Origin of the sequence: Nioella ostreopsis, from assembly GCF_004000255.1 — a bacterium.
Lineage (GTDB): Bacteria > Pseudomonadota > Alphaproteobacteria > Rhodobacterales > Rhodobacteraceae > Nioella > Nioella ostreopsis.
In genome coordinates this window covers 1-24,557 of sequence record NZ_RCIQ01000023.1, presented here as the reverse complement: position 1 = coordinate 24,557, position 24,557 = coordinate 1, and the positions used below count along the sequence as shown (strand labels likewise).

The 24,557-nt window shown below is 63.1% G+C and carries 26 protein-coding genes, 1 tRNA gene and 1 pseudogene; 12 read left to right on the top strand and 16 right to left on the bottom strand.

The window, feature by feature from the left end; all coding sequences use genetic code 11:
• Window positions 1-3: 3 nt before the first annotated feature.
• The 7 genes from infA to hisD all read right to left on the bottom strand — a co-directional run bounded on the left by infA (window position 4) and on the right by hisD (window position 4,412).
• Window positions 4-222 (bottom strand): translation initiation factor IF-1, encoded by a 219-nt coding sequence (gene infA, locus EP237_RS18865; RefSeq protein ID WP_008186030.1) that lies wholly within the window; start codon window positions 220-222, stop codon window positions 4-6.
• Between the two features lie 85 nt (window positions 223-307).
• Window positions 308-1,177: a carbon-nitrogen hydrolase family protein gene (locus EP237_RS18860; RefSeq protein ID WP_127562444.1), complete on the bottom strand. Its 870-nt coding sequence runs from the start codon at window positions 1,175-1,177 to the stop codon at window positions 308-310.
• Complete coding sequence (locus EP237_RS18855) at window positions 1,174-1,758, bottom strand: GNAT family N-acetyltransferase (protein ID WP_127562443.1); 585 nt, start codon at window positions 1,756-1,758, stop codon at window positions 1,174-1,176. The genes EP237_RS18860 and EP237_RS18855 overlap by 4 nt, the downstream gene beginning before the upstream one ends.
• A complete protein-coding gene (locus tag EP237_RS18850) occupies window positions 1,755-2,153 on the bottom strand; it encodes a ketosteroid isomerase-related protein (protein ID WP_127562442.1) in 399 nt (132 codons plus the stop codon). Before EP237_RS18850 ends, EP237_RS18855 begins: the two co-directional genes overlap by 4 nt.
• Window positions 2,150-2,611, bottom strand: coding sequence for an arsenate-mycothiol transferase ArsC (locus EP237_RS18845; protein WP_127562441.1), 462 nt, complete (start codon window positions 2,609-2,611; stop codon window positions 2,150-2,152). Before EP237_RS18845 ends, EP237_RS18850 begins: the two co-directional genes overlap by 4 nt.
• Window positions 2,612-2,619: 8 nt before the next feature.
• Entirely contained in the window at window positions 2,620-3,102 is a 483-nt protein-coding gene (locus tag EP237_RS18840; RefSeq protein ID WP_127562440.1) for a UPF0262 family protein, read from the bottom strand.
• A complete protein-coding gene (hisD, locus tag EP237_RS18835) occupies window positions 3,099-4,412 on the bottom strand; it encodes a histidinol dehydrogenase (protein WP_127562439.1) in 1,314 nt (437 codons plus the stop codon). Before hisD ends, EP237_RS18840 begins: the two co-directional genes overlap by 4 nt.
• Window positions 4,413-4,688: 276 nt before the next feature.
• Between hisD and EP237_RS18830 the strand changes: the two genes are divergently transcribed.
• Window positions 4,689-5,096 (top strand): c-type cytochrome, encoded by a 408-nt coding sequence (locus tag EP237_RS18830; RefSeq protein WP_127562438.1) that lies wholly within the window; start codon window positions 4,689-4,691, stop codon window positions 5,094-5,096.
• Window positions 5,097-5,131: 35 nt separating this feature from the next.
• On the opposite strand, the gene EP237_RS18825 is transcribed toward EP237_RS18830, so the two are convergent.
• From EP237_RS18825 to EP237_RS23210, 4 genes are read right to left on the bottom strand one after another with little or no spacing between them, the layout of a single operon-like run.
• Window positions 5,132-5,629 carry a GNAT family N-acetyltransferase gene (locus EP237_RS18825; protein WP_164744768.1) on the bottom strand — a complete coding sequence of 166 codons (498 nt, stop codon included), beginning with the start codon at window positions 5,627-5,629 and terminating at the stop codon, window positions 5,132-5,134.
• Window positions 5,626-6,096, bottom strand: coding sequence for a DUF2948 family protein (locus EP237_RS18820; protein ID WP_127562471.1), 471 nt, complete (start codon window positions 6,094-6,096; stop codon window positions 5,626-5,628). The genes EP237_RS18825 and EP237_RS18820 overlap by 4 nt, the downstream gene beginning before the upstream one ends.
• A complete protein-coding gene (murA, locus tag EP237_RS18815) occupies window positions 6,089-7,360 on the bottom strand; it encodes a UDP-N-acetylglucosamine 1-carboxyvinyltransferase (protein ID WP_127562436.1) in 1,272 nt (423 codons plus the stop codon). Before murA ends, EP237_RS18820 begins: the two co-directional genes overlap by 8 nt.
• A 36-nt stretch (window positions 7,361-7,396) precedes the next feature.
• A complete protein-coding gene (locus tag EP237_RS23210) occupies window positions 7,397-7,570 on the bottom strand; it encodes a hypothetical protein (RefSeq protein WP_164744767.1) in 174 nt (57 codons plus the stop codon).
• Window positions 7,571-7,685: 115 nt separating this feature from the next.
• Here EP237_RS23210 and EP237_RS18810 point away from each other — a divergent pair.
• A tRNA-Thr gene (locus EP237_RS18810) sits at window positions 7,686-7,760 on the top strand.
• Between the two features lie 323 nt (window positions 7,761-8,083).
• On the opposite strand, the pseudogene EP237_RS18805 reads toward EP237_RS18810, so the two are convergent.
• Window positions 8,084-9,218: pseudogene (locus tag EP237_RS18805) on the bottom strand (IS3 family transposase).
• Between the two features lie 189 nt (window positions 9,219-9,407).
• Here EP237_RS18805 and EP237_RS18800 point away from each other — a divergent pair.
• The 3 genes from EP237_RS18800 to EP237_RS18790 all read left to right on the top strand — a co-directional run bounded on the left by EP237_RS18800 (window position 9,408) and on the right by EP237_RS18790 (window position 11,297).
• Window positions 9,408-9,836 carry a DUF2852 domain-containing protein gene (locus EP237_RS18800; RefSeq protein WP_127562435.1) on the top strand — a complete coding sequence of 143 codons (429 nt, stop codon included), beginning with the start codon at window positions 9,408-9,410 and terminating at the stop codon, window positions 9,834-9,836.
• A 93-nt stretch (window positions 9,837-9,929) separates the two neighbouring features.
• On the top strand, window positions 9,930-10,364 hold the full coding sequence (locus EP237_RS18795) for an RDD family protein (protein WP_164744766.1): 435 nt from the start codon (window positions 9,930-9,932) through the stop codon (window positions 10,362-10,364).
• A gap of 108 nt (window positions 10,365-10,472) precedes the next feature.
• Window positions 10,473-11,297, top strand: a complete 825-nt coding sequence (locus tag EP237_RS18790; protein WP_127562433.1) for an arginyltransferase — start codon at window positions 10,473-10,475, stop codon at window positions 11,295-11,297.
• Window positions 11,298-11,378: 81 nt separating this feature from the next.
• Here the strand turns inward: EP237_RS18790 and EP237_RS18785 are convergent, their stop codons facing one another.
• The 3 genes from EP237_RS18785 to EP237_RS18775 form a co-directional block, all read right to left on the bottom strand.
• Complete coding sequence (locus EP237_RS18785; protein WP_127562432.1) at window positions 11,379-13,736, bottom strand: TRAP transporter large permease; 2,358 nt, start codon at window positions 13,734-13,736, stop codon at window positions 11,379-11,381.
• Between the two features lie 14 nt (window positions 13,737-13,750).
• Window positions 13,751-14,683 carry a TRAP transporter small permease subunit gene (locus tag EP237_RS18780; protein ID WP_127562431.1) on the bottom strand — a complete coding sequence of 311 codons (933 nt, stop codon included), beginning with the start codon at window positions 14,681-14,683 and terminating at the stop codon, window positions 13,751-13,753.
• A 123-nt stretch (window positions 14,684-14,806) separates the two neighbouring features.
• Window positions 14,807-15,889, bottom strand: a complete 1,083-nt coding sequence (locus EP237_RS18775; RefSeq protein ID WP_127562430.1) for a TRAP transporter substrate-binding protein — start codon at window positions 15,887-15,889, stop codon at window positions 14,807-14,809.
• Window positions 15,890-16,570: 681 nt separating this feature from the next.
• On the opposite strand from EP237_RS18775, the gene EP237_RS18770 reads away from it, so the two are divergent.
• The 3 genes from EP237_RS18770 to ilvN are packed head-to-tail and all read left to right on the top strand — an operon-like array spanning window position 16,571 to window position 20,103.
• The gene (locus tag EP237_RS18770; protein WP_420812536.1) at window positions 16,571-18,313 is read left to right on the top strand and encodes an acetolactate synthase 3 large subunit; all 1,743 of its coding nucleotides are present in this window, start codon (window positions 16,571-16,573) and stop codon (window positions 18,311-18,313) included.
• Complete coding sequence (locus EP237_RS18765) at window positions 18,313-19,518, top strand: glycosyltransferase family 87 protein (protein ID WP_127562428.1); 1,206 nt, start codon at window positions 18,313-18,315, stop codon at window positions 19,516-19,518. The genes EP237_RS18770 and EP237_RS18765 overlap by 1 nt, the downstream gene beginning before the upstream one ends.
• Window positions 19,519-19,542: 24 nt before the next feature.
• Window positions 19,543-20,103: an acetolactate synthase small subunit gene (ilvN, locus tag EP237_RS18760; RefSeq protein ID WP_071688964.1), complete on the top strand. Its 561-nt coding sequence runs from the start codon at window positions 19,543-19,545 to the stop codon at window positions 20,101-20,103.
• A 126-nt stretch (window positions 20,104-20,229) separates the two neighbouring features.
• Here the strand turns inward: ilvN and EP237_RS23205 are convergent, their stop codons facing one another.
• Entirely contained in the window at window positions 20,230-20,502 is a 273-nt protein-coding gene (locus tag EP237_RS23205; protein WP_164744765.1) for an EF-hand domain-containing protein, read from the bottom strand.
• A 271-nt stretch (window positions 20,503-20,773) separates the two neighbouring features.
• Here EP237_RS23205 and EP237_RS18750 point away from each other — a divergent pair, with 271 nt between their 5' ends.
• The 4 genes from EP237_RS18750 to EP237_RS18735 all read left to right on the top strand — a co-directional run.
• Window positions 20,774-21,295 carry an RNA polymerase sigma factor gene (locus EP237_RS18750; RefSeq protein ID WP_164744764.1) on the top strand — a complete coding sequence of 174 codons (522 nt, stop codon included), beginning with the start codon at window positions 20,774-20,776 and terminating at the stop codon, window positions 21,293-21,295.
• A gap of 121 nt (window positions 21,296-21,416) precedes the next feature.
• Window positions 21,417-22,577, top strand: coding sequence for an aromatic ring-hydroxylating oxygenase subunit alpha (locus EP237_RS18745; RefSeq protein ID WP_127562426.1), 1,161 nt, complete (start codon window positions 21,417-21,419; stop codon window positions 22,575-22,577).
• Window positions 22,570-22,791 (top strand): hypothetical protein, encoded by a 222-nt coding sequence (locus tag EP237_RS18740; protein WP_127562425.1) that lies wholly within the window; start codon window positions 22,570-22,572, stop codon window positions 22,789-22,791. Before EP237_RS18745 ends, EP237_RS18740 begins: the two co-directional genes overlap by 8 nt.
• 226 nt (window positions 22,792-23,017) lie before the next feature.
• Window positions 23,018-24,557 (top strand): M10 family metallopeptidase C-terminal domain-containing protein (locus EP237_RS18735; RefSeq protein WP_420812535.1); only part of this gene is annotated, 1,540 nt, incomplete at its 3' end.

The window sequence follows — 24,557 nt, the reverse complement described above, 5'->3', positions numbered from 1 at the left end:
CGATTACTTGAAGCGGTAGTTGATCCGACCCTTGGTCAGATCGTAGGGGGTCATCTCGACCTGCACCTTGTCGCCAGCCAGAACACGAATGCGGTTTTTCCGCATCTTGCCTGCCGTGTGCGCGATGATCGTATGGCCGTTTTCCAGCTCGACCAGGAATGTCGCGTTCGGCAGGAGTTCCTTCACGACACCGGGGAATTCGAGCAGTTCTTCCTTGGCCATGGTCTCTCCTATAGTGGTTATCCGCGTCAAATGCGCAGAAGTGGCGGTTAAATGCGCCTGATCGCCGGGTTTTTCAAGGCGAATCTCACTTTCGTGCCGGAACTTGCCGGGGTGTGACCGTTTCGAGCCCCTCTGGCCAGTGAGAGAAATTGCCGACCTGCCCGGTCAGGCGCGGTGCGGCGATGGCGGCGGGGTCGACCTCGATGGTCACGGGGCCGGGCTGATCGGTCTCGCCCTGGGCCAGAATCCCGTCCGATGGCAGCCCGTGATCGGGCGGGCAGAAGAACCCCGCGCGCCCGGTGGACCGGTCGATGATGTCGCAACCGGGCACCTCGCCCACCAGCGGGGCCTGCACGACAAGGCACTGGTTTTCGATAGCCCGCGCCCGGCAGGACTGGCGCACACGGGTCTGCCCGGCGGGAAAATCGGTGCAGGAGGGCACGACGATGAATTCCGCCCCGGCCTCGCACAGCGCGCGGGCCTGAAGGGGAAATTCGCTGTCATAGCAGATGAGCAGGCCGATCTTGCCAAGCGCGGTGTCGAAAAGGCGCAGATCGTCGCCCGGCACCATGCCCATTTCCTCGCGTTCATAGGGCAGCAACAGGCGCTTGTCCTGATGATCGACGCTGCCATCGGGGGCAATCAGCCAGCTGCGGTTGACGACGCCCTTGTCGGTCTGCACGGGACCGGACCCCGCCACGATGTGGCAGCCATGCATCTGCGCCATGTGCCGGAACTGGTTGACCCAGTCGCCCGCCCGCTCCGCCGCCAGATCGCGCCATTCGGTGACGGTGGCACTTGGCGGCCCGGCAATCAGCGCCGCTTCTATCGCCGCGTATTCGGGGAAGACGACCAGATCGGCAGCGGCCTCTTTCAGAATACTCTCCAGCTTGATCTCATGCGAGACCCAGCCGGGATGGCGGTCGCAACGATAGGAAACGGCGGCGATTTTCATAGGCGTTTCATCCAGAATTGCAGGGGCTTCTCGGTCTCGGCTTCATCGCCGAGATCCTTCCACGCGAAATGGGCGATGGCCCCCGGCACTTTTTCATAGCCTCGTTTACGCCAGAAGGCATCGAGCGGGCTATAGTCGGCAGGCCGGGCCGGATGGTCAACCGGACGCTGGACGCCGCAAAAGGCGGCATGGGTGAGGTTAAGGGCGCGGCCATGATCTTCGCGCGCGTCGAAAAAGGCGTGGCCCGCGCCTTGCCCGCGATAGCGCGGCAACAGGACGGATTCGGCGCAATAGAAGATGTCTGACATGGGTACGGCGATGCCTGCCAGTGCGCTGCCGAAATCGTCGTCATGATCGGTCAACGGCATGCCCGTCGCCGCGCCGACCATCTGATCCCCGTCGAAGGCGCCAACCACGATGGCGCGGGGGTTGGTGTAAAGCTCCAGATACCGCCGCTCATAGGCGAGGTCGCCGTCATAGAGGTAGGGCCAGTCGCGGAAGACGGCGATGCGCAGGCGGGCGAGGTCATCGAGCACCTGCCCCACATCCGCGCCGGTGAAGCTGCGGAAGCTCAGGCTCATGCCGAGACCTGGGCCGTCCAGTCCGCGAGGTTGTAATAGGTCACGACGCGGGAGATCTTGCCGTCTTGCAGCGAAAAGAACGTGCCGGCGGGCAGGAAGTAGGTTTGCCCCTTCGCTTCTGGCAATCCTTCATCCGTGGCCAGATATTCGCCGTTCACCGTAAATTCCGCCGCCGCTCGGGTGCCATCCTCGGAGATCATCACAGTGATGTCGGTCAGACGTTCACGGTAGCAGCGGCTCATGTGATCGCAGAACGCGCGGAATTTGTCGGTGCCGATGCGCACCCCGCCCTCATTCACGTGATGGGCCACGTCGGGCGTCAGGCAGGCGATCATGCCCTCGGTGTCGCCTGCGTTGAAGGCGGCGTAATAGGCGTCGATGGTGGCGCGGCTCATTCCTGTTCCTCCGTTGGTGGACCGAACCGGTCCTGCATCCGCTTGATCAGCATGTCCCGTGTCTGGCGGTAGGCGTCGAGTTTGGCCTCGCGGTTATTTCCGATCCCCGAGGGGTCCAGAATCTGCCAATACTCCACATCGACGTGGAAATGCCGGGTCAGTTCCTGCGCCCGTCTCTGGCTGGCGGGCGACAGCGCAATGATCAGGTCGAACCCCGACAGGTCATCGCCCCATTGTTCCATTTCATCGAAACTGCGGGACCGGTGGCTGTCCAGTTCCACCCCCAGTTCGGCGCAGACGGCGATGGCAAAGCCGTCTATCTCCAGATCGTTATGCACGCCTGCCGATTGCACATAGGCACGGTGGCCGTAGAATTTCTTCATCATCCCCTCGGCCATGGGGGACCGGATTGCGTTATGGTCGCAACAGAACAGGACGGATTGGGGAAAGTCCTGCACCACGCCGCTCACCCGCCGAAATGAAGGACACAAACGAGGGTGAAGAGACGTCGCGCGGTGTCGTGGTCGACCTCGGCCTTGCCTTCCAGCCGTTCCTGGAGGACGCGGGCACCTTCGTTGTGGATGCCGCGCCTTGCCATGTCGATGGCCTCGATCTGGCTGGGGGGCAGTTTCTTGACCGCGTCGTAGTAGCTCTCGCAGATCTGCCAGTAATCCTTGACCACCTGCCGGAAGGGGGACAGCGACAGGTGAAACTCTGCCGCGTCCTCGCCCGCTTCGGTGTCCACATCAAAGACCAGCCGCCGTTCACGGATCGCCAGTCCAAGGCGATAGGGAGCAGCAGGCACCTCGCGCCCGTCGCGGTCCGGCAGTGTGAAGCTGTTGTCTTCCAGCAGGTCGAAGATGGCGACCTTGCGTTCCTGTTCGATCTCGGGCGTGGGCGCGGGCAGGCCGCTGTCGTCGATCTCGATATGACAGATGTCGCGGCTCATTCCCCTGCCCCTTCATTCAATCGTTCCAACCGCGCACGCACGGACAGGCCATGAGCCTGCAAGCTTTCGGATCTGGCCAGCGTTTCCGCCGCCGGGCCGATGGCCTTCAGCGCCTCGGGTGTCATCTTGGCGATGGTTGTGCGCTTTAGGAAGTCCATGACCGACAGGCCAGAGGAAAAACGCGCGGACCGTGCCGTGGGCAGCACATGGTTGGGACCGCCGACATAATCGCCGATGGCCTCGGGCGTCCATTGACCGAGGAACAGCGCACCGGCATGGGTGATCTCTTCGGCCAGCGCCTCGGGGTCGGCCACGCAAAGCTCCAGATGTTCGGGGGCAACGCGGTTCGAGAGCTTTGCCGCGTCACTGAGGGTATCGACGGTGATCACCGCGCCATAGTCGCGCCAGCTGGCCCCGGCGATGGCGGTACGCTCCAGCGTTTCAAGGCGCTTGTCCACGGCCTCGGCCACGGCGCGCCCGAAAGCGGCGTCGTCGGTGATCAGGATGGATTGGGCGCTTTCGTCATGTTCGGCCTGGCTGAGAAGGTCGAGCGCGATCCAATCGGGGTCATTGTCCTTGTCGGCGATCACCAGGATCTCGGAGGGGCCTGCGATCATGTCGATGCCGACCTTTCCGAAGACCCGGCGCTTGGCGGCGGCCACGAAGGCATTGCCGGGGCCGGTGATCTTGTCGACGGGTTGAATGGTGTCGGTGCCATAGGCCATGGCCGCCACCGCCTGCGCGCCGCCGATGCGGTAGACCGTGTCGACGCCGGAGAGCCTGGCGGCCAGCAGCACCAGAGGGTTGGCTTTGCCGTCCGGTGTGGGCGCGCAGATGACCAGCCGTTCGACGCCAGCCACCTGCGCCGGAATCGCGTTCATCAGGACCGAGGAGGGGTACGAAGCGAGGCCACCGGGCACGTAGAGCCCCGCGGCGGAGACCGGCGTCCAGCGCCAGCCAAGGGTTGCGCCATCGGGGTCGGTCCAGCGGGCATCCTCGGGCATCTGGCGGACGTGATAGGCGCGGATGCGCTCTGCGGCCAGTTCCAGCGCCGTGCGTTCTGCGGCGGGCACCTCGGCAATCGCCGCGTCGATCTCGTCGGATGAGAAGGCCAAGGTTTCAGGCGTCAGGTCCATCCGGTCGAATTTCGCGGTCAGCTCGATCACCGCCGCGTCGCCCCGCGCGCGCACATCGGCGATGATGCCTGCCACGATGTCATCCACCTCGGGCGAATCCTCGCGCTTCATGTTCAGCAGCGCGTCGAAGCGGGTATCGAAATCGGCGTCACTGGTGGTGAGGAACTGGGGCATCTTGCGGCTCTCCTGACTGGCCGGAACGGGATATCCGCTAGGCGCAGGGGGGACAAGCGTTGCTTGGCCGCATGGGACAGAGCTTGTAGCCGGGGATCGACCGCGCAGGGCAAGCTTGGAGGTGCAGAAGAAACCCCGCCCATAGGTCAGACCAATCCGGTTCGTCGTTGACTCAGATCAATGCAGCCCGTTCGATAGAGGCGAATTATTGCAATTAGTGACTCAGTCAATCGTAAGTTAAGTCAACTGTTACCCATCTGAGATGGAGGAAATCAGATGACCCACCTGCCCTTGAAAGTCGGCCTCGCCGCCCTTGCCCTGTTTTCGCTCGGAGCGTGCAGTGCCTATGCCCAATCCATTGGCGAACAGGAATACGTCAACAACTGTGCATCCTGCCACGGCGAAGGCGGCATGGGGGATGGACCGCTGGCCAACCTGATGACCGTGCCCGTCCCGGACCTGACCGTGATCGCCGCGAACAATGACGGCGTATTCCCGATGCTCGAGATGATCCAAGTGATCGACGGGCGCACCGGAATCCGGGGCCATGGCTATCCGATGCCGGTCTGGGGGCAGCAATTCCAGGCTGATGCGGCAGATGTCGCCGGTCCCTATGGCTCGGAACTGATGGTGCGCGGTCGGGTGCTGGAGCTTGCCGAGTACCTTGCCTCGATCCAGCAATGAGCTGACCAGCTTGTGATGGGTCCATGTCCCACCCGTCACAGTTCCATCGTCATTGTGATGAGATCGAGCAATTGGCCGTCACGCGCCAAGGCGCGTGACGGTTCCTCGATGTGGCGAAATCCGGCCCTTTCGTAGAACCGCAGGGCTGGCAGGTTGGTTTCCGCGACCGTCAGATAGAGCTGCGAAACACCCCGCTGCTGCGCCTGCCGCTTCTGTGCTTTCAGCAACGCACGTGCGACACCCCTTCCCCGCAAGTCCCGACGCACAAAGACGCCGGTGATCTCTCCTCGCCCATTCGCAGAATCAAGGGCCATGCAGCCCACAAGGGTCTCTTCCTTGATCGCGCCCAGGATACAGGCCTGCTCCAGCCGATCCGCGAAGTCGGACAGGGGTCGCCCGGCCCAGTCGTCATGGGTCGACCCAAAGGCTTCCGGGTGCTTGGCCAGAGCCTCCAGCCGCAGGTCGCGCCACAGCGTGGCATCTTCGGCGCGCAGCCGCCTGATGCGGACCCGCTGCCGGGGCCAAAGGCTCATTCCGGGTGATCCGGCACCTTGCGCGAGGGTGCCACATAGGGGCGGGTCACATCGCGCAGGGTCACGTCGATGCATTCCACATCGATGGCCACCGCCCCGTCCCCCGCCAGCACCAGCGTGATCCGCCCGGTGCCGTCCTCGCCCGCCGCCCAATCGAGCGTCAGAAGCGACAGCACGGTTTCCGGGTCACCCCGGTCGATGCCTTGCGAGGCCACGGCCAGCGCGTCGTCAATCACCAGCACCGATTGCACCCGTTCGGGCGGGTGTTCCCTGATCCGCGTGCCGTCTTCCCACCGGAACCGATTGACCAGCAGGGCAAAGCGGCGACGCTTTCGGTCCCAGGTCATCTCGGTCATCGGGAAGATCGCATCCTGCACCAGTGCCGAAATGACCCGCAGGTCATCTTCGTCCAGCGCCTTCAGGCGCAGCGGCTCTTCACCGCCGTCTTCGAACCGCGCATCAGCCATCGCCATGCACCCGCTCGATATGCGCCCCACAGGCGCGCAGTTTCTCTTCAACCCGCTCGTAGCCGCGATCGAGGTGATAGACCCGGTTCACCACGGTTTCGCCCTCGGCGGCGAGCGCTGCGAGGATCAGCGACACGGAGGCGCGCAGATCGGTCGCCATCACCGGCGCGCCACGTAGCCGGTCAACCCCGGTCACCGTGGCATGACCGCCCTGCACGTCGATCTGTGCCCCCATGCGCACCAGTTCCGGCGCATGCATGAAGCGGTTCTCGAAGATCTTCTCTTCCAGCACCGACGTGCCTTCAGCGGTGCACATCAGCGCCATCATCTGCGCCTGCAGGTCGGTGGGGAAGCCCGGGAAGGGCTCGGTCACGACATCGACAGCGCTGACGCGGCCATTGGCACGACGGACCTTCAACCCACGGTCGGTTTCCTCGACCTCAATCCCCGCCTCGTTGAGCTTGGCGGTGAAGCTTTCCACGAGGCTGAGCTTGCCGCCCAGAAGTTCCACCTCGCCGCCAGTGATCGCGGGAGCGAGCATATAGGTGCCCAGTTCGATCCGGTCCGTGACAACCGGATGGGTGGCGCCGTGCAGACGGTCGACACCCTGAATTTCGATAGTTGACGTGCCCTCGCCCGCGATCTGCGCACCCATGGCCCGCAGGCACTGCACCAGATCGACAATCTCGGGCTCGCGCGCCGCGTTTTTCAGTACAGTGGTTCCCTTGGCCAGCGTCGCCGCCATCACCACGTTCTCGGTCGCCCCCACAGAGGCAAAGCGCAGCTCATGCACCGCGCCTTTCAGACCGCCGGGGGCCTTTGCGTGTAGATAGCCATCACGCAGTTCGATCTCGGCCCCCAGAGCCTCCAGCGCGGTGATGTGGATGTCCATGGGCCGTGCGCCAATGGCACAACCGCCGGGCAACGACACCTCGGCCTGCCCATGGCGCGCCAGAAGCGGGCCGAGCACGAGGTTGGAGGCACGCATCTTCCGCACGATGTCGTAATGCGCCATATGGTTGTCCGCCCCATGCGAGGACATGGCAATGACCTTGCCGTCATTCATCGCCGTCACTTCCGCACCGAGCGAGCGCAAAAGCTCCGTCATGGTGCGGATATCCGACAGGCGCGGTGCGTTGGTCAGGGTCAGCGGCTCTTCGCTCAGCAGCGTTGCAGGCATGAGCGTGAGACAGGCATTCTTGGCGCCCGCAATGGGAATGGAGCCGTTCAGCTCCGTCCCGCCCTTGATAATGATCCGATCCAATGCCTTGCCTCTCTGATTATGTCCGGGGCCGTCCGGTCATTCCGGCTGGCCCTTGTCCTGCTCCGTCCCCGACGCGGCCCGCGCACGAGCCTGCGCCTTTCGCCTGCCCATGTTCGCCTTGAGCGCCGCTTTCAACCGGTCTTCGCGGCTTTGCGGCGCTTTTTTCAGGGCGGATCGCCCTGTGTTCACTGGGGGTTTCTCGGTGCTCATGGCCCCCTCCTTACTACCATGGTGAAAAAGGGTCCAGATTGCGCTTGCACCCTGCTGCGATTGAGTCTAATTCACCGCCCACACGAAGCGGGCCTTCACCGCCCACACGAAACGGGCCGCAGTAGCTCAGTGGTAGAGCGCGTCATTGGTAATGACGAGGTCGGGAGTTCAATCCTCCCCTGCGGCACCATCAATTTTCCAGAAGTAGCTGTGCTATATCAATAAATGCAGTGTTTTCTGGACGGCATCGTCCCTTGAGACCACCCTCAGTCGCGCGCATCTGCGAGAATGTGCGACCGAACAGAGGGCGATTGTCCGAAGCTTCTTCTGGATCGGGAATGAATTGACCATCCATAGGGCATCAGCGTTGGGACCATTGATCACTGGCTCTGATGCTGTGAGCGCCCGAACGGATCAGCCGAAGGCGGCCGCGATCATGCCCGTGACCGACAGGCCGATCCCCGTGACCTGCCCCCGAGGCTCCCTCATTCATAGCAAGAGGCTGCGGGTCTTTTATTCATAGTTCTGGTCGTCGGTTTGGGCAAGTGCGCCGGGCACGGTGCCCGCAAGTTGCGCAAGCGTCCGGCGCGCTTCTGCGGGCGTTTGGTTTCCGAGCGCTGAGTGCGGTCTGACGTTGTTGTAATCGTAACGACAGAGCGCCATCATTCGGCAGGTATCCTCCAGGTTCTCGAACAACTCCTCGTTCAGCAGCTCGTCGCGCAGGCTGCCGTTGAATGACTCGATGAAAGCATTCTGCTGGGGTTTGCCTGGGTCGATGTAGTGCCAGTCCACGCCACTATCGCTGGCCCATTTCAGGATCGCTGACTGGTGAACTCTGTCCCACTATCGCTTACAATGCTGGCAGGCCTGCCATAAACCCGGACAAGCGCATCCAGTTCCCGCGGTGCGCGGGCGCCCGAGATGCCGGAGTCGGCCATCAGGCACAGGTTCTCGTGGCAGCAACCATCGTTCACCGCCAATATGCGGAACCTGCGCGATGCCCCAAACGTGTCGGACAGAAAGTCCAACGACCAACGCTCGCCCGGCCGCAGAGCCTCTGGCATCGGCATCCGCGAACCACGGGCCCGTTTCCGGCCCCTTCGTCGCCTGACGCCCAGCTTCTGCTCTGTGTAAAGCCGATAGAGCTTCTTGTGGTTCATGATCATTCCCTTGCGCTCCAGCATCACGCCGATCCGCCGGTAGCCGAACCGACGGCGCTTGGCTGCGACGGCCTTCAACTCCGCTCTGATCTCAGGATTGTCAGGTGAGCATTCACGCCTGACCGTCTTCGGATCGACACCGACAAGTCGGCAGGCCCGGTGCTGCGAGATGTCATGATCCCGCATCGCCCTGAGCGCTGCCTCTCGCCGCTCATTCGGCGTCGTCAGTGCTTTCCCAGCAGATCCTTCAGAACAGCATTGTCCAGCATCGTATCGACCAGCAGGCGCTTGAGCGCTGCATTCTCATCTGCCAACGCTCTCAGTCTGGCAGCATCAGACACCTCCATACCCCCTTACTTGGAATTGAATTTGTAGGACGTGCCCTGGCTGAGGCCATGCTTGCGGCACACCTCCGCCGTTGGCATCCCGGCTTCCCGTTCCTTGATCATCCCGATGATCTGGGCTTTCGTAAAACGGCTCTTTCGCATCTGTTTGCTTCTTCAAAAGGTTGAGTAGACTCTACATCAGAACGAGGGAGGTTCCGTGGGGGGTAGGTCAGTCCCGCTGCAACGAGCAAAATGTAAAAACTTTTCACATCACCCCTTGAAGCCTCCGTCCGCCTTCCCATCTTGGATCATGTAAAGAGGATTTACATTCACCCCGAGACGGAGGACACCATGACCGCAACCGCCACCAACACCGATGTGGCCGACACCGCCAAAGGCTGGTTTTCGCGCGCCGAAGACTGGCTCGATGACAAGGGCAAGGGCGCCTGGATCGCCGCCATGGTCCTTGGCTTCATCTTCTTCTGGCCCGTTGGCCTCGCCCTTCTCTTCTACATGATCTGGAGCAAACGCATGTTCACCAAAGGCTGCCGCACCCGTACCCGTTCCCACGGACATTCCTTCCGCACCTCGGGAAACACGGCCTTTGACAGCTACAAGGCCGACACGCTGCGCCGGCTGGAGGAAGAGCAGGACGCGTTCGAAAGCTTCCTGAACCGTCTGCGCGAAGCCAAGGACAAGGCCGAGTTCGATCAGTTCATGACCGATCGTGCCCGCCGGGCCCGTGACGGCGCCACGGATGCCGAAACCGTAGAGGCCTGATCCCCCACCCCGGGCCTCTTCCCCCGCCGGCCGCGCCTGTCCCCGCGCGGTCGGCCCTTTTCAAACCTTACGAAACGCGCCATGACCTATCCCATGACATCTTCCCTGCCCGACCCCGACCGCCAGGCCATCTTCTATGATGGCATTCCCGCAAAGCGCCTGTTCGCCTGGGTGGTGGACGTGGCGTTGATCTTCATCGCCATGCTGCTGCTAGGTCTGCTGACCCTGACGCTGGCCTGGTTCCTGTGGCCGCTGTTCTGGATCGCCACCAGTTTCCTGTATCGCAGTCTCAGCATCGGCGCGGGCTCTGCCACGCTCGGAATGCGGCTGATGAATATCGAGCTGAGGAATGATCGCGGCCAACGGCTGAGCGGCACCGAGGCGATGATGCATACGGGCGGATACCTGCTTTGCGCCAGCTTCTTCCTGCCGCAGGTTCTGTCGATCGGGATGATCGCACTCAGCCAGCGTCATCAGAGCCTGCCGGACGCCTTCCTGGGCACGGCAGCCATCAACCGTCCGCGGTAACGGGCCGTTAACCGGGTGGGCATGCCAAAATGGGTTGCCCGCCCGCCGATCCTGTTGCAGGCTTCCAGATGACAGGACAGTAACAGCAGCCTTTGCAGACGGGACGATATGCGCCACAGCCTACCGCTTGCGCCACAATTCTATGTGACGGCTCCGCAGACTTGCCCATATCTTGAGGGTAAGCGGGAGCGGAAGCTGTTCACTGCCCTGCAGGGCGACCATGCCGAAAAGCTGAACGATTCGCTGTCCAAGCAGGGATTCCGCCGGTCACAGAACGTGCTCTATCGCCCCTCCTGTTCCGACTGCTCCGCTTGCTTGTCCGCCCGGATCAGGGTTGCGGACTTTGTGCCCACCAAAAGCCAGCGCCGCGCGATGCGCCGCAATCAAAGCCTTGTGCGCGAGGCGCGCAGCCCCTGGGCGACGGAGGAGCAATATGCGCTCTTTCGCGACTATCTGGATAGCCGCCACGCCGATGGCGGCATGGCCGACATGGACGTGTTCGAATTTGCCGCGATGATCGAGGAGACGCCGGTGCGCAGCCGGGTCATCGAGTATCGCGACACGGATGCCGAGAACGCGCTGACGGCCGTCTGCCTGACCGATGTGCTCGATGACGGGCTGTCGATGGTCTATTCCTTCTTCCGTCCCGATCAGGCCAGCAGGTCGCTTGGCAGCTATGTGATCCTCGATCATATTCAGATCGCGCGGGATGCCGGTCTTCCTTATGTCTATCTGGGCTACTGGGTGCCGGGCAGTTCCAAGATGGGCTACAAGGCCAAGTTTTCGGCTTTGGAGGTCTATCTGGGGGGGGCTTGGCAGAATATGAAAGATCCCGAGGCCTATGAATCCGAGGCGCACCCGCTGTCGATCGATCCGATTGCGGAACAGGTCGCGCGGCTGAGCCTCCCTGATACCCGCTCCATGGGCGACTGACACGCCGGGCTCTTAGCCTGCAAAGCGAAACGGGCCCCCGATATCGGAGGCCCGCTTTTTCTTGTCCGTCTGGCCACGCCCTCAGTTGTTGGGCAGCAGCTCCGGCACGATGGTCACGATCTGCGGGAACAGCCACAACAGCGCCAGTCCGATCACCTGGATCAGCACGAAGGGAATGACCCCGCGATAGATATGGCCCGTCGTCACGCTGGCTGGCGCGACCCCCCTCAGATAGAACAGCGCGAAGCCGAAAGGCGGTGTCAGGAAGCTGGTCTGAAGGTTCACCGCGATCATGATCGTCACCCATTTCGGGTCCATCGTGCCGCCATAGATGACCGGCCCGACGATCGGGATCACGATGTAGATGATTTCAAGGAAATCCAGCACGAAGCCCAGGATGAAGAGGATGACCATCACCAGAAGGAAGACCTTCCATTCCTCGTCGAAGCTGCGAAGGAACGCCTGGATATAGTGTTCGCCCCCGAAGGAGATAACCACCAGGTTCAGCAACTGCGAGCCGATGAGGATGGTGAACACCATCGAGGTCACCTTGGCGGTTTCGCGCACCACCGGCGACAGAACACCGCCGCGCAGCAAGACCCAGCACCCGTAGAGCAGCCCGAAGAAGGAGAAGTGATAGGCGCCAAGCGTGATCAGGTAGGCGATCCAATCTTCCACGGCCACGGAGTCGCGATTGACCCGTAGGTCGAAATTGACGCCGAAGAGGATCATGATCACGATGGCAAGGCTTGCCCACAGGATGATCTTGCCGGACTTCTGCTCTTCGCTCAGCTTGCGATAGGCCGCCAGCATGATTGCGCCACCTGCCCCAAGCGCCGCAGCGGGTGTCGGGTTGGTGATGCCGCCGAGGATCGAGCCGAGCACGGCCACGATCAGCACCAGCGGCGGGAAGACCACGCGCAGCAACTCGTTCGTGGACAAGCGCTTCATCGCTTCGAGCACCCCATAGGCCGTGATGGCGAAGGGGATGGCCAGCAGGATGAAGGTGCTGCCGGAACTCGAGGTCGGGCCGATCAGGGCAATGTCCACCACGAATGCGGCAAGAACACCCACCCCGCCGATCAACAGCGGGCGCGGATCGGCCGAGGGCATGATCCCGCGGGCCGTGGACAGAACCAGTGCCAGCATCACGAAGAACACGGCCACACCGGTGCCAATCGGCGCGATATTGGCCAGCGCTTCGGCGCGGGCAACGTCCATTTCCTCGGCGGAGCGTTCATGCGACTGCTCCACCCCGCCGGAAGCGTCGATGGCCTCCTGCTGCGCGACGGCTGCATCCCAGGCGTCCTGGCCATGCAGCTCAATCATGGCGTCACGGCAGCTGTCGGACACGTTGGTGCGCAGGTCAGCGGACTCGCCCGCCTCGGAGTAGGAGGAAACGAAGATCGACTGGCTGCCGACCAGACCCGCCTGCCCCGCCACGACCACCGCAAGAATGATCGCCAGCGGCACGCCAAGGAACCATGTCAGCCCCTCGTTGCGGGTGATGACCTCGCCCGAGCCGCCCTCGAATTGCACCGCGGGGGCCTTGGATGGGTTCAGCAGCGCGTAACCGAAGGCATAGGCACCGTAGAGGAAGGCCAGGAATATCCCGGGCAACAGCGCCGCCTGGAAGAGCGTGCCGACCGACAGAACCGCCGGGCTGCCCAGATAGGTCAGCGCATCACGACAGCCTGCCGCGATGGCGCGGCTTTCCTGCCCGATGGCGTAGAGGTCACCGGCCAGCGTGCCGAGCAGAACGATGACGATAGAGGGCGGAATGATCTGCCCGAGCGTGCCCGAGGCCGCAATCACCCCGGTCGCCAGCTCTGGCGAATAGTTGTTGCGCAGCATGGTGGGCAGGGCCAGCAGCCCCATGGTCACCACGGTTGCGCCCACGATCCCGGTGGAGGCCGCCAGGAAGGCGCCCACGATCACGATGGAGACCGCCAGACCGCCCGGCAGCGGCCCGAAGACGCGCGCCATGGTGGTCAACAGATCATTGGCGATCTTGGAACGTTCCAGCGTGATGCCCATCATCACGAACATCAGAACCGCCAGCAGCGTCTCGATGGACTGACCTGCAATGACCCGCTCGTTCATGCGGTTGACGATGAAGCCGAGATTTCGGTCCAGCGCCTGTTCCCAGCCACCGGGGAAGAGATGTTCCTCGATCCTTGGCAAATCCGGGTATCGGAAGACCGATATGGCCTCTCGTGCCACCCCCTCCGCGATCAGCGCGGCATAGTCCGCCGAGCTTGTGTCGATGGCCGCGTGTATCAGCAGCCCCGCATTATCCAGTGCGGCGATGATACCGAAGGAAATCACCCCGGCGCCGCCGATGGCGAAGGCGACGGGGAAGCCCGTCATGATGCCCCCGAAGAGGCAGAGGAAGACCACGATCAGGCCAACCTCGACTCCGTCAAGTCCGAATAGCATTGGTCCCAGTCCCCTTAATGCGCGCCTTCGTAGGCTTCTTCGCCCTCACCGAGCGAGTCCTTGTCGAGATGTTTGCCGGCGCTCTCTTCCCCCTCGACCAGTTCGAGATAGGATCGCCAGAAGAACGCCATCGCCTGAATGAAGACCAGCGCGCAGTAGCTGACGAGCAGAATCTTGAAGAGGAAGTAGGCGTTGAACCCGTTCGGGCTGAAGCCGATGGTTTCCACGTTCCAGCGCAGCGCCCGGGCCTGCATCATCATCCGGTCCAGCGTCGCGCCCGCATTCGGGTTCGGCGTGACCAGGTGGCGCCACAGGAAATACCATGCGTACATCCAGGTCAGCACGGTTGCCGGCATCATGAAGAAGATGGATCCGAACATGTCGATGATCCGTTTGGTGCGGTGGCTGACGGCCGAATAGACAAGATCGACCCGAACATGCCCGCCCTGCACGAAGGTATAGGTGACACAAAGCGCCACGATCATCGCGTTGTAGAGTTTGAGCTCTTCCGAGAACCAACTGAGATCCTGCGTGAAGCCCAGTCCCATTGGCCCGATGGAGATTTCCGCCACGCGGAAGATGCGTTGCAGGAAGACGATCATGATCTGTTGCAGAACCATGATCAGACCCGCCCAAGCGAAGAACCGGCCAATTCCGTTGGCAAATCCCTCCAGCCCGCGCACCAGCGCCCAGAGGAATTCCCGCTTCCAGAAACCGATGGCGGTCAGCACAAGGAAGATCGTGAAGATCACGAAGAAGAATTCGACGGACCCGCCGTAATAGATGAACCGCGCCAGCGACTGCTTGATTTCAAGCGCGCGGTCGCCTTCGGCCTGTGCCCATCCGCCAAGCCATGCCAGCCACTCGCCGGGATGCGTGATCGCATAGCCCAGATTGTAGAAGGACATAGCGATATTCTCCAGCGCCCAGAGAATGCCATCGAACATGTGGAATGCTCCCCCGTTTCGGTCGCAGATGCGGCCCTGCGCCGGATGCGTCCGTCACCTGTGGCACCGCCCCCCGGTTTTGAGCTCGGGGGGCGGGCCTTTCCGTATGAGCTTGATCAGCCCTTAGCCAAGCACGCGGTCACGCTGCGCGCGATAGGTGCCTTCCGAGGCCTGGATCCAGCCCGAGGAGGTACGCATCGAGGCCATCGCGCTTTCGCGGATGCGGGCGAAGAGTTCGTCGCCCATGTTCTCGTCGAGCACTTCCTGCGACGCTGCACCGAAGGCATCCCAGACCGAGTCGGGGAAGGTGCGGACCTGCACGCCACCCGCGACCAGCTGTGCCAGCGCGTTGGAGTTGTTGGCCAGGAACTGAGAGAGGTTCCACTGGTGGCATTCTGCCGACGCGATCTCGATGATCTTCTGATGCGCGGGCGACAGGCTGTCGAACACGTCGCGGTTCGTCGCCACCGACAGGCCTGCACCCGGCTCGTGGAAGCCAGCGGTGTAGTAGATGCTGGTGATTTCCTGGAAACCGGCCGACTGGTCCGCCCAGGGGCCGATCCATTCGGTGCCGTCGATCGCACCGGATGCCAGCGCCTGGTACACTTCGCCGCCGGGCAGGTTCTGCACCGACGCGCCGAGGCGACCAAGCGCCTGACCACCAAGGCCGGGCATGCGGAAGCGCAGGCCCTGGAAATCCTCGGGGCTGTTGATTTCATTGCGGAACCAGCCACCGGACTGCGCCCCGGTGTTGCCGCCGAGGAAGGACTTCAGGCCGAAGATCTGGCCCAGTTCGTCATGCAGTTCCATGCCGCCCTGGTGGTAGTACCAGTTGGCCAGTTCCTGCGCGGTCATGCCGAAGGGCACGGCGGTGAAGAAGGCGTAGCCGGGATGCTGGCTGACGAAGTAGTAGTCCGCGCCATGATACATGTCGGCCTGACCCGAGGTCACGGCGTCGAACACTTCGAAGGCGCCCACCAGTTCGCCTGCGGCACGCAGGTCGACGGTCAGCTGGCCATCCGTCATTGCCGTGATCGAATCGGCAACGCGCTGAGCCGAGTCATGCACACCCGCAAGGCCACGGCCCCAGGTGGTGACCATGGTCAGGGTGCGGTTGCCCTGTGCGTAGGCCGGTGCGGCCAGTGCGGTCGAAGCAGCAGCAGCGCCGCCGACAGCGGACGTTCTCAGAAAAGAACGACGGTCCATATGGTATCCTCCCCATTTGGATCTCCACGACCCCCATCGGGCCGCGGTTGAGTGTTTTTAGTGAGGCCACGTTAGCGAAGCCTCTCAGCGCAACAAAGCGCATTTTGGCGCGTTTGGCCAGAAAATTGTAAAATTTTTTTACCAATTCCCGCAAAACGGGTGTTGCTGCGGAAGAAAGCTCGATTTGCTGGCGCTAACACGAACGACCTGTGCACCGTCGTATGCAGATGAATGCCAAACAGCGTCTCAATGCGACCGCTGATTCTCTATTTGCGACCAGGTTTTTCTGGGAAATCGGAGCGACCGGGTGTCCTAACGTCAACGCCCCTGAACGGTCCCCTGCCCCAATGTCGTCAAGCGGCGCGGGGGGACATTACTTCCCTCGCACTTTTCCAGACAGAAAGTTGCGGAAAAACACCGATCCGCGACATTCTTTCGCCCATGCAAGGTTGACGGGCTTTTTCAGCCGTGCATAAGCTGCCGCAACTTGCAAAGAGGAGCCCGCGAATGCACCGCATTCTCGTACTTGTAGGAAAGGCGCGCATGGGTCGGTGACGACAACCATATCGGTACCCCATGCGCCCCCGTCACACCGGGGGCTTTTTTTTGCGACGGTGACAGAGAAACACAAGGACAGCCCATGAGGGGCAACTGCTGGAAGGAGCAAGAGCAATGACCCAGATGACCGGCGCCAGGATGGTGGTCGAAGCCCTGAAGGAACAGGGTGTCGATACCGTATTCGGCTATCCCGGCGGTGCCGTGCTTCCAATCTATGACGAGATCTTCCAGCAAAACGAGATCCGCCACATCCTCGTGCGCCACGAACAGGGCGCGGTTCATGCGGCCGAAGGCTATGCCCGCTCGACCGGCAAGCCCGGCGTCGTTCTGGTGACCTCCGGCCCCGGCGCGACGAATGCCGTCACCGGCCTGACCGATGCGCTGATGGACTCGATCCCGATCGTCTGCCTCACTGGCCAGGTGCCCACCTTCATGATCGGCTCGGACGCGTTCCAGGAAGCCGACACCGTGGGCATCACCCGCCCCTGCACCAAGATGAACTGGCTGGTGAAGGAAACCGACAACCTGTCGGGCACCATTCACGAGGCGTTTCACATCGCCACCTCGGGTCGTCCGGGTCCGGTGTTGATTGACGTCCCGAAAGACGTTCAGTTCGCAACGGGGACATATACGAACAAACCCAAGGTTTCCAAATCGCACTATCAGCCGCGCGTGAAGGGTGACCCCGACATCATCACCGCTCTGGTCGAGGCGATGGAAACCGCCGAACGCCCGGTCTTCTATACCGGCGGTGGCGTGATCAATTCCGGCCCCGCCGCGAACCAGCTGCTGCGCGAGTTGGTCGAGGCCACCGGATTCCCGATCACCTCCACCCTGATGGGTCTGGGATCATACCCCGCCAATGGTGACAAATGGCTCGGGATGCTGGGGATGCACGGTCTCTACGAGGCCAACCTTGCCATGCATGGCTGTGACCTGATGATCAATATCGGTGCGCGCTTCGACGACCGGATCACCGGGCGCATCGCCGATTTCAGCCCCGGCAGCCGCAAGGCCCATATCGACATCGACCCCTCGTCGATCAACAAGGTCATCCACGCCGATTTCCCGATTGTGGGCGACGTGGGCCATGTTCTGGAAGACCTACTGCGGATCTGGAAAAGCCGGGGCCGCAAGACCAATTCGGCGGCGGTCAAACAGTGGTGGGCGCAGATCGAGGAGTGGAAGAAGACCCGCTGTCTCGACTACAAACCCTCCGAGACCACCATCAAACCGCAATACGCGCTGGAACGGCTGGAGGCCCTGACCAAGGACCATAACCGTTATATCTGCACCGAGGTGGGCCAGCACCAGATGTGGGCGGCCCAGTTCCTGGGCTTCAACGACCCCAATCGCTGGATGACCTCGGGTGGCCTGGGCACGATGGGCTACGGCACCCCGGCCTCGATCGGCGTGCAGATCGCCCATCCCGACGCGCTGGTCATCAACGTGGCGGGCGAGGCCAGCTGGCTGATGAACATGCAGGAAATGGGTACCGCAGTGCAGTACCGCCTGCCGGTCAAGCAGTTCATCCTGAACAACGAACGGCTCGGCATGGTGCGCCAGTGGCAGGAACTGCTGCATGGCGAACGCTACAGCCACAGCTGGTCCGAGGCGCTGCCCGATTTCGTTAAACTCGCCGAGGCGTTCGGCGCCAAGGGTATCCTGTGCACCGATCCCAAGGATCTCGATGACGCGATCATGGAGATGCTGAACTATGATGGCCCGGTGATCTTCGACTGCCTCGTCGAGAAGCACGAGAACTGCTTCCCGATGATCCCGTCGGGCAAGGCCCATAACGAGATGCTTCTGGGCGAGGCCGACACGCAGGGTGCAATTCAGTCCGGCGGCGCGGTTCTGGTCTGATGACCGGGCCCTCGCAGCCTGCACTTGATCGACTCGAAGGCCGCACCGGCCTTCGGGCCGGGGTGCTGTTTGCGGGCTCGACAATCTTGCTGCTGGCGATCTGGCTGTTTTTCATCTGGCGCCTGGTGCTGCCCGGTGGAGCGGTCAGCTTCGACGTGGATTTCCGCGTGTTCTGGGCCGCCGCGCAGTTGGCCGTGGCCGGAGACCCGCTGGCTGCGTTCGACCCGGCCCGGCTGATCGAGGTCCACGGCATCGCCGGCGATGACTGGCTGCCTTGGGTCTACCCCCCGACCTTCCTGCTGATCCTATTGCCGCTTGGGCATCTGTCTTTCTTCGCCGCGTGGCTTGTGTTCACGGGCCTGTCGATCCTGGCCATCCTATTGGCGATCCGCCCGCTGGCGGCCGGAAATCGCGGCCTGTGGGCGGCCATCGCTCTTGCCCCGGCGATGCTGCCCGCGCTGCTATTGGGTCAAGTGTCAGTGCTATGGGCCGCTGGTCTGGTGGCGGTGCTCGCAGCCTTGCAGGCGGGGTGGCCGGTGCTTGCCGGGGTCATCTGCGGGCTGCTGACGATCAAGCCGCAACTGGGGCTGATGCTGGCCATCGCGCTTCTGGCCGGTCGCCAGTGGACGGCCATTGGCGTCGGCGCTGGCGTGGCCGTGGCATTCGCCGCGCTTGCCACCCTTGTCTTCGGCCCCGACTATTGGTCCGCCATGGCCGAGATGGGCCAATCCCATCTGGAGGTCGTGCGAAGCCGCATCGCCGAGGGCGACTTCATGGTCAGCGCCTATTCCGCCCTTGTCGGACTGGGTCTGCCGGAACCGCTGGCGCTTGGCCTGCAATGGGGGCTGGCCGGGGTTGCGGCCATCGCGGTCTGGCTCGCGTGGTCATCGGACCGGATCGGTCCCGATCTGCAAGGGGCCGTTCTGCTGACTGCCACGCTCCTCTCTGCGCCCTATCTCTGGTACGGTGAAACCGCGCTTCTGGCCCCGGCGCTGTTGCTGTTTCTTCGCGCCGATGCTCTGCCGCCGGGCTGGGTCGGCTATGGCTTCGGCCTGCTTCTGATGCTGGGGGCCGCGCCCTATATCCTGTTTCAAATCCTGACGACCGGAGCCCAAGTTCCCGTTCGTCTCTTCGTCTCGCCTGTCATCCTGGCCGCGTTCGGCCTGGCGATGGCCACCCTCCTCTCGCGCCGCCGGGCGCGCTAGCCGCTTTCGGGAAAGGAAGTTCACATGTCCCCGCTCAATATCGAACAAGGCTCTTCCAGCCACTCCGCCTACGACCTTCGCAGCCACATGTCCGATGTGGTGGAAGTTCATACCCTTGCCATTCTGGTGGAAAACGAACCGGGCGTTCTGGCGCGCGTCATCGGGCTGTTTTCTGGTCGCGGTTACAACATCGAAAGCCTGACGGTCGCCGAGGTGGATCACACCGGGCGACGGTCTCGCATCACCATCGTGACCAGCGGCACTCCGCAGGTGATCCACCAGATCAAGATGCAGCTCGAACGCATGGTGCCCGTGCACGAGGTGGCCGACCTGACCGTGGAAGGCCCCCATGTCAGCCGTGAACTGGCGCTGATCAAGGTCTTCGCCAAGGGGGAATCCCGCGTGGAAAGCCTGCGCATTGCCGAGATCTTCCGTGCCAATGTGGTGGATAGCACGCTGGAAAGCTTCATCTTCGAGATGACCGGCACGCCGGAAAAGATCGACGCCTTCGCCGATCTGATGCGTCCCCTGGGCGAGGTTCGGATGGCCCGGACCGGCGTCGCGGCTATGGCGCGCGGTCTGTAAGCCCACTGAAAGACACAAATCGGGGGCGCCGGATACACTCCGGCGCCCCCTTGTCGTGGCGGCTGTCCCGCAGTCCAGCCTTGCGCACCCCGCCTGCCGGATCGCTGCCGCCACGGGCTGCACCCCTCAGGCGTCTTCGGGCAGCAGACCCATGTCGATGGCACGGGTCACCTCGGTCAGGTCGAGCGTGCCGCTGTCATCGGTGTCGATGGTGGTGAAAAGCTCCTCCGTGGCCTCGGGCACCACTGCCTGAAGCTCTTCGAGCGTCACCAGCCCGTCGCCATCCGCATCCATCGGTGCCCCCTGCGCGGCAAGTGCCGCCAACAAAAGTGCGCCTCCGGCAAGGGCCGCGCCCATGATGCCGGAGATCCCTCGTTGCAGGATATGAGTAAAGGTCATGTCTCTTGCTCCTTCGCAAGCTGTTCCTGGTTGCAAGGCCGGGCCTGTCCCCCGCGCCTCACAGAACAGGACGGCCAGACCGAGCATTCCTTCCATCGCGGCCGTACCCTGCGCGGCGGAAGGCCCAAAACCCGGCCTGACATGCGCAACAAGCCGCCAAGGGCAAAAACCCGTGCGAAACCCCGCCGACCGGCGGCGAGGAGCGGCCCGCGCAGAGACCGGCAGAACAATGAGATTGCCTTGCCCGGTGCTCCGCCCCTTTCGTTGCGCCATGACACGCCCAATCCCCACCAAGGCCGCCATCCAGCTGGAGGCCCTTTTGCCAGACCTTCTGAGACTGGCCCGCTACCTGCTGCGCGACCGGGCGGCCGCCGAGGACATGGTGCAGGACATCGTTCTGCGGCTCTGGTCTCGAATGACCGACCCGGCCGAACCCGCCATCGACGATCTGCGCGCCTATGCGTTTTCCGCCCTGCGCAATCGGCTGCGCGACCGTGGGGCGGCCCTGCCCGATCAAAGCTTGGACGAGCATCTGCCCGATCCGGTGGCCGGCAACACCCTGCCCGCCCGATTGGCCTGCGCCGAAACGCTTGCGGCACTGGACAGCTTGCCCGCAGAGCAGGCCGCGCTGATCCGCATGCGCGCCGTCGATGGGCTGTCCTACGCCCAGATCGCTATCCGCACCGGCCTGTCCGAGGGCACGGTCACCTCTCGCCTGTCGCGCGCCCGCGCGGCCCTGCGCGAGCGGCTGAACCTGCCGCCCGGCGCGCCGGTGACCTTCCTTCTGGATTGACGGGACAAACCCGACACCTGTGTCAATTTCCGTCATTCCCCTGTCGCGCACAGGCAAGACGAGCTGGCCATTACGCCCTATCCCCGGTCCATTGTCTTTGGGACCGAGCGGGAGGGATGACATGCCTAAGGATCGTGAACTCAACGTGCTGGACGCCGTCCGCGCCCCCATCGAAGCCGCGCGGGGCCTACCCAACAGCCACTACATCGACCCCGCCACCATCGCCGAGGAAAACGAGGCCGTTCTGCGTCGCACGTGGGCCGGTCTGGCCGTGGGCGCCGATGTGCCCGAACCCTCGGACTGCAAACCGATCGAGTTTCTCGGCCAGCCCCTGCTGTTGGTGCGCGACAAGGACGGCACCCTGCGCGTCTTTGAAAACATCTGCCGCCATCGCGGCATGATCCTTGTCGAGGAACCCCGCAAGATCGAAGGCGCGATCCGCTGCCCCTATCACAGCTGGTGCTATTCCAAGGACGGACGTCTTGTGTCCACCCCCCATGTGGGCGGGCCGGGGCAAAACAGCCACCCGCAGATGAACCGCTCCGATCTTGGCCTGATCGAGGTGCGCAGCCATGTGTGGCGCGACGTGGTGTTCATCAACCTCTCGGGCGATGCCGCTCCGTTCGAAGAGGTCCATGCCGATCTGCTGAGCCGCTGGAGCGACGTGGAAAAGCCGCTCTACCATGGCGGATGGGACAGCTGGTTCACGCTGGACGTGCAGACCAACTGGAAGCTTGCGGTCGAGAACTACTGCGAAAGCTATCACCTGCCCTGGGTCCATCCGGGCCTGAACAGCTATTCGCGGCTGGAAGATCACTACCACATTGAATCGCCCGGCAACTATTCGGGTCAGGGCACCTATGTCTATCGCCAGCTCGAAGGGCAGGATGGCGAGAAATTCCCCGATTTCGACGGTCTTCCCGATTTCTGGGATGCGGGCGGTGAATACGTCGCGGTCTATCCCAACGTGCTGCTCGGCGTGCAGCGCGACCATGCCTTTGCCATCGTTCTGGAACCGGTCAGCCACATGCAAACGCGCGAGCATGTACATCTGTATTACGCGCAGCCCGACACGGATGCTGCCCTGCGCCAGAAGAACGCGACGCAATGGAAGACGGTCTTCGTCGAAGACATTTTCGTCGTCGAGGGCATGCAGAAAGGCCGCAGCGCGCCGGGCTTCGACGGCGGCCGCTTCTCACCCGCAATGGACGGACCGACGCATCTGTTCCACGACTGGGTGGCTGGCAAGGTCGCGGCCCTGCGGACCGAGCGCGATGCTTGAGGATCTCGACCGGCGCCTTCTGGAAGCCCACGCGGTGGATGACCGGGGGGCGCTGATCCAGCTCTATCAAGAGGCGTCGGGGGCGGCCCGTTCCGTTGTCGCGCGCAATTTCTACCTGACGCATGCCTATGTCTATGCGTTGGAGGCCGGGGTGCCAGAGGCGGATTGCCTGCGCAAGCGACTGGTGGAATACGGGGCCGAAACGCCGGACTGAGGCGTTTCGGGACCTGCCAGACCCACCCGACACCGCCTGTCGTGCCGTGTCGCTAGACAGCAAAGCCACCCCCCGCCTGCCCCCCCGCATCCCTTGCCTCGGCCTCGTGCATTTTTCAGAAACTTCACGGCAAGCGCCCTGCCCGCGCCATAAAGTCCTGACCGAGTGTTAACGCCGTTTCGGCATGATGCTCAGCTGTGGGGGCCCTGCTTGGCTGGGGCTGGGAATGCCGGTACTGAGTTACGTTGCGCTGCTTGAACGCGACGTCGACACCTATCTGACGGGTATAACGGATCTGGATGTCCGCATCGCGGAGTCCGGCGAACAGGTCCTCTATGCGACCAGCCGGTCGGGCGCGGCCATCTCCGCCTTCACCGTCACCGGAACTGACGGCGCCACGCTGACCGATCACCAGACATTATCCACCGACACGGACCGGATCGATTTCCTGTCACTGGGCGGCGAATCCTATGTCGTCACCCTCGCCCCGCAGGAGGATTCCACCCGGCTCTATACCCTCGACAGCGAGGGTCGCATGACCGGCACCGCCCTGACCCTGTCAGGTGAGACCGCCGCCATGCACAGCCTCGTCCAGATGCAGATCGGGCAGGAAAGCTACCTCTACTGCACCGATGCCGATAGCGGAGCGCTCGATGCCTTCCGGGTGGGCCCCGATGGCAGTCTCGCGGTTGTCGAAACCTCGGCCTCCCCCGCCAATGTGGCGGGGCTCGCCCGCGCAGATATCGGGGCCTCGCAATACCTCGTCATGGCCGATGCCGATGGCCAGCATGTCCGCAGCTACCGGGTCGACGGCACCGGCGCCCTGACCGAAGGCGGCGTCTGTGGCGTGGATCAGGGGCTTGGCGTCGCCGGGATCAGCACCATGGACCATATCAGCCTCGCCGATGGTCACTACGTGATCGTGGCGGCACGCGACAGCTCGTCCATCAGCGTGCTGCGCATGGACCCCGACGGAACGCTCAGCCCGGTCGATCACATCATCGACGATCTGACCACACGCTTTCAGCATGTGACATCGCTGGAAACCGTCATGCTTGATGACCGCGCCTTCGTCATTGCGGGGGGCGCGGATGATGGCGTCAGCTTCTTCGAGTTGCTGCCGGGCGGTCGCCTGCTCTTGCACGACACCATTGCCGACCGCTTCACCACCACGCTTGAAAATGTCTCGGCCATCGGGGCCGCCGCGGTGGACAATCGGTTGCAGGTCTTTGTGGGCAGCGGGACCGAAACCGGGATCACCCAGTTCACCGTCGATCCCGGCCCGACCGGAACAACCCGTCTCGGCGGCTCGGGAGCCAACATCCTGACGGGAACCGACGCGGGCGAGGTGCTTGCCGGGCGCGCGGGGGATGACATGATCGAGGCCGGCGGGGGTGACGATGTGCTGATGGATGGCTCTGGCCAGGATACGCTGACCGGCGGGGCCGGGCGCGATGTCTTCGTCATGGAGGCGGATGGAACCCATGACGAGATCCGCGATTTCAACCCTTCGCAGGACCGGATCGACCTGACCGCCTGGCCGATGCTGCGCAATCTGGGACAGATCGAGTTCACCGCGACCAGCGACGGCGCAGTGCTGCGCTTCGGCACGGAAGAGCTGCGCATCCAGTCCCATGACGGGCTTCCGCTGGCACCTCATCAGGTGCTGACGCAGAACCTGATCGCGCTGACCCGCGTTCCCGCCGCGCTTCCGGAACCGGAGACCGCCCCCGAAAGCGATCTGACCGGCGACGGGACCTCCGACA

What these genes read in the sequence shown, in the direction of transcription:
- EP237_RS18830 (WP_127562438.1), top strand. Translation starts at nt 4,689, where the DNA reads ATGACCCACCTGCCCTTGAAAGTCGGCCTCGCCGCCCTTGCCCTGTTT.
- EP237_RS18825 (WP_164744768.1), bottom strand. Translation starts at nt 5,629, where the DNA reads ATGAGCCTTTGGCCCCGGCAGCGGGTCCGCATCAGGCGGCTGCGCGCC.
- EP237_RS18785 (WP_127562432.1), bottom strand. Translation starts at nt 13,736, where the DNA reads ATGCTATTCGGACTTGACGGAGTCGAGGTTGGCCTGATCGTGGTCTTC.
- EP237_RS18780 (WP_127562431.1), bottom strand. Translation starts at nt 14,683, where the DNA reads ATGTTCGATGGCATTCTCTGGGCGCTGGAGAATATCGCTATGTCCTTC.
- EP237_RS18855 (WP_127562443.1), bottom strand. Translation starts at nt 1,758, where the DNA reads ATGAGCCTGAGCTTCCGCAGCTTCACCGGCGCGGATGTGGGGCAGGTG.
- EP237_RS18745 (WP_127562426.1), top strand. Translation starts at nt 21,417, where the DNA reads ATGCCTAAGGATCGTGAACTCAACGTGCTGGACGCCGTCCGCGCCCCC.
- EP237_RS18850 (WP_127562442.1), bottom strand. Translation starts at nt 2,153, where the DNA reads ATGAGCCGCGCCACCATCGACGCCTATTACGCCGCCTTCAACGCAGGC.
- EP237_RS23210 (WP_164744767.1), bottom strand. Translation starts at nt 7,570, where the DNA reads ATGAGCACCGAGAAACCCCCAGTGAACACAGGGCGATCCGCCCTGAAA.
- EP237_RS18860 (WP_127562444.1), bottom strand. Translation starts at nt 1,177, where the DNA reads ATGAAAATCGCCGCCGTTTCCTATCGTTGCGACCGCCATCCCGGCTGG.
- EP237_RS18775 (WP_127562430.1), bottom strand. Translation starts at nt 15,889, where the DNA reads ATGGACCGTCGTTCTTTTCTGAGAACGTCCGCTGTCGGCGGCGCTGCT.
- EP237_RS18800 (WP_127562435.1), top strand. Translation starts at nt 9,408, where the DNA reads ATGACCGCAACCGCCACCAACACCGATGTGGCCGACACCGCCAAAGGC.
- EP237_RS23205 (WP_164744765.1), bottom strand. Translation starts at nt 20,502, where the DNA reads ATGACCTTTACTCATATCCTGCAACGAGGGATCTCCGGCATCATGGGC.
- EP237_RS18820 (WP_127562471.1), bottom strand. Translation starts at nt 6,096, where the DNA reads ATGGCTGATGCGCGGTTCGAAGACGGCGGTGAAGAGCCGCTGCGCCTG.
- EP237_RS18740 (WP_127562425.1), top strand. Translation starts at nt 22,570, where the DNA reads ATGCTTGAGGATCTCGACCGGCGCCTTCTGGAAGCCCACGCGGTGGAT.
- EP237_RS18750 (WP_164744764.1), top strand. Translation starts at nt 20,774, where the DNA reads ATGACACGCCCAATCCCCACCAAGGCCGCCATCCAGCTGGAGGCCCTT.
- ilvN (WP_071688964.1), top strand. Translation starts at nt 19,543, where the DNA reads ATGTCCCCGCTCAATATCGAACAAGGCTCTTCCAGCCACTCCGCCTAC.
- EP237_RS18770 (WP_420812536.1), top strand. Translation starts at nt 16,571, where the DNA reads ATGACCGGCGCCAGGATGGTGGTCGAAGCCCTGAAGGAACAGGGTGTC.
- EP237_RS18840 (WP_127562440.1), bottom strand. Translation starts at nt 3,102, where the DNA reads ATGAGCCGCGACATCTGTCATATCGAGATCGACGACAGCGGCCTGCCC.
- hisD (WP_127562439.1), bottom strand. Translation starts at nt 4,412, where the DNA reads ATGCCCCAGTTCCTCACCACCAGTGACGCCGATTTCGATACCCGCTTC.
- EP237_RS18795 (WP_164744766.1), top strand. Translation starts at nt 9,930, where the DNA reads ATGACATCTTCCCTGCCCGACCCCGACCGCCAGGCCATCTTCTATGAT.
- EP237_RS18765 (WP_127562428.1), top strand. Translation starts at nt 18,313, where the DNA reads ATGACCGGGCCCTCGCAGCCTGCACTTGATCGACTCGAAGGCCGCACC.
- infA (WP_008186030.1), bottom strand. Translation starts at nt 222, where the DNA reads ATGGCCAAGGAAGAACTGCTCGAATTCCCCGGTGTCGTGAAGGAACTC.
- EP237_RS18790 (WP_127562433.1), top strand. Translation starts at nt 10,473, where the DNA reads ATGCGCCACAGCCTACCGCTTGCGCCACAATTCTATGTGACGGCTCCG.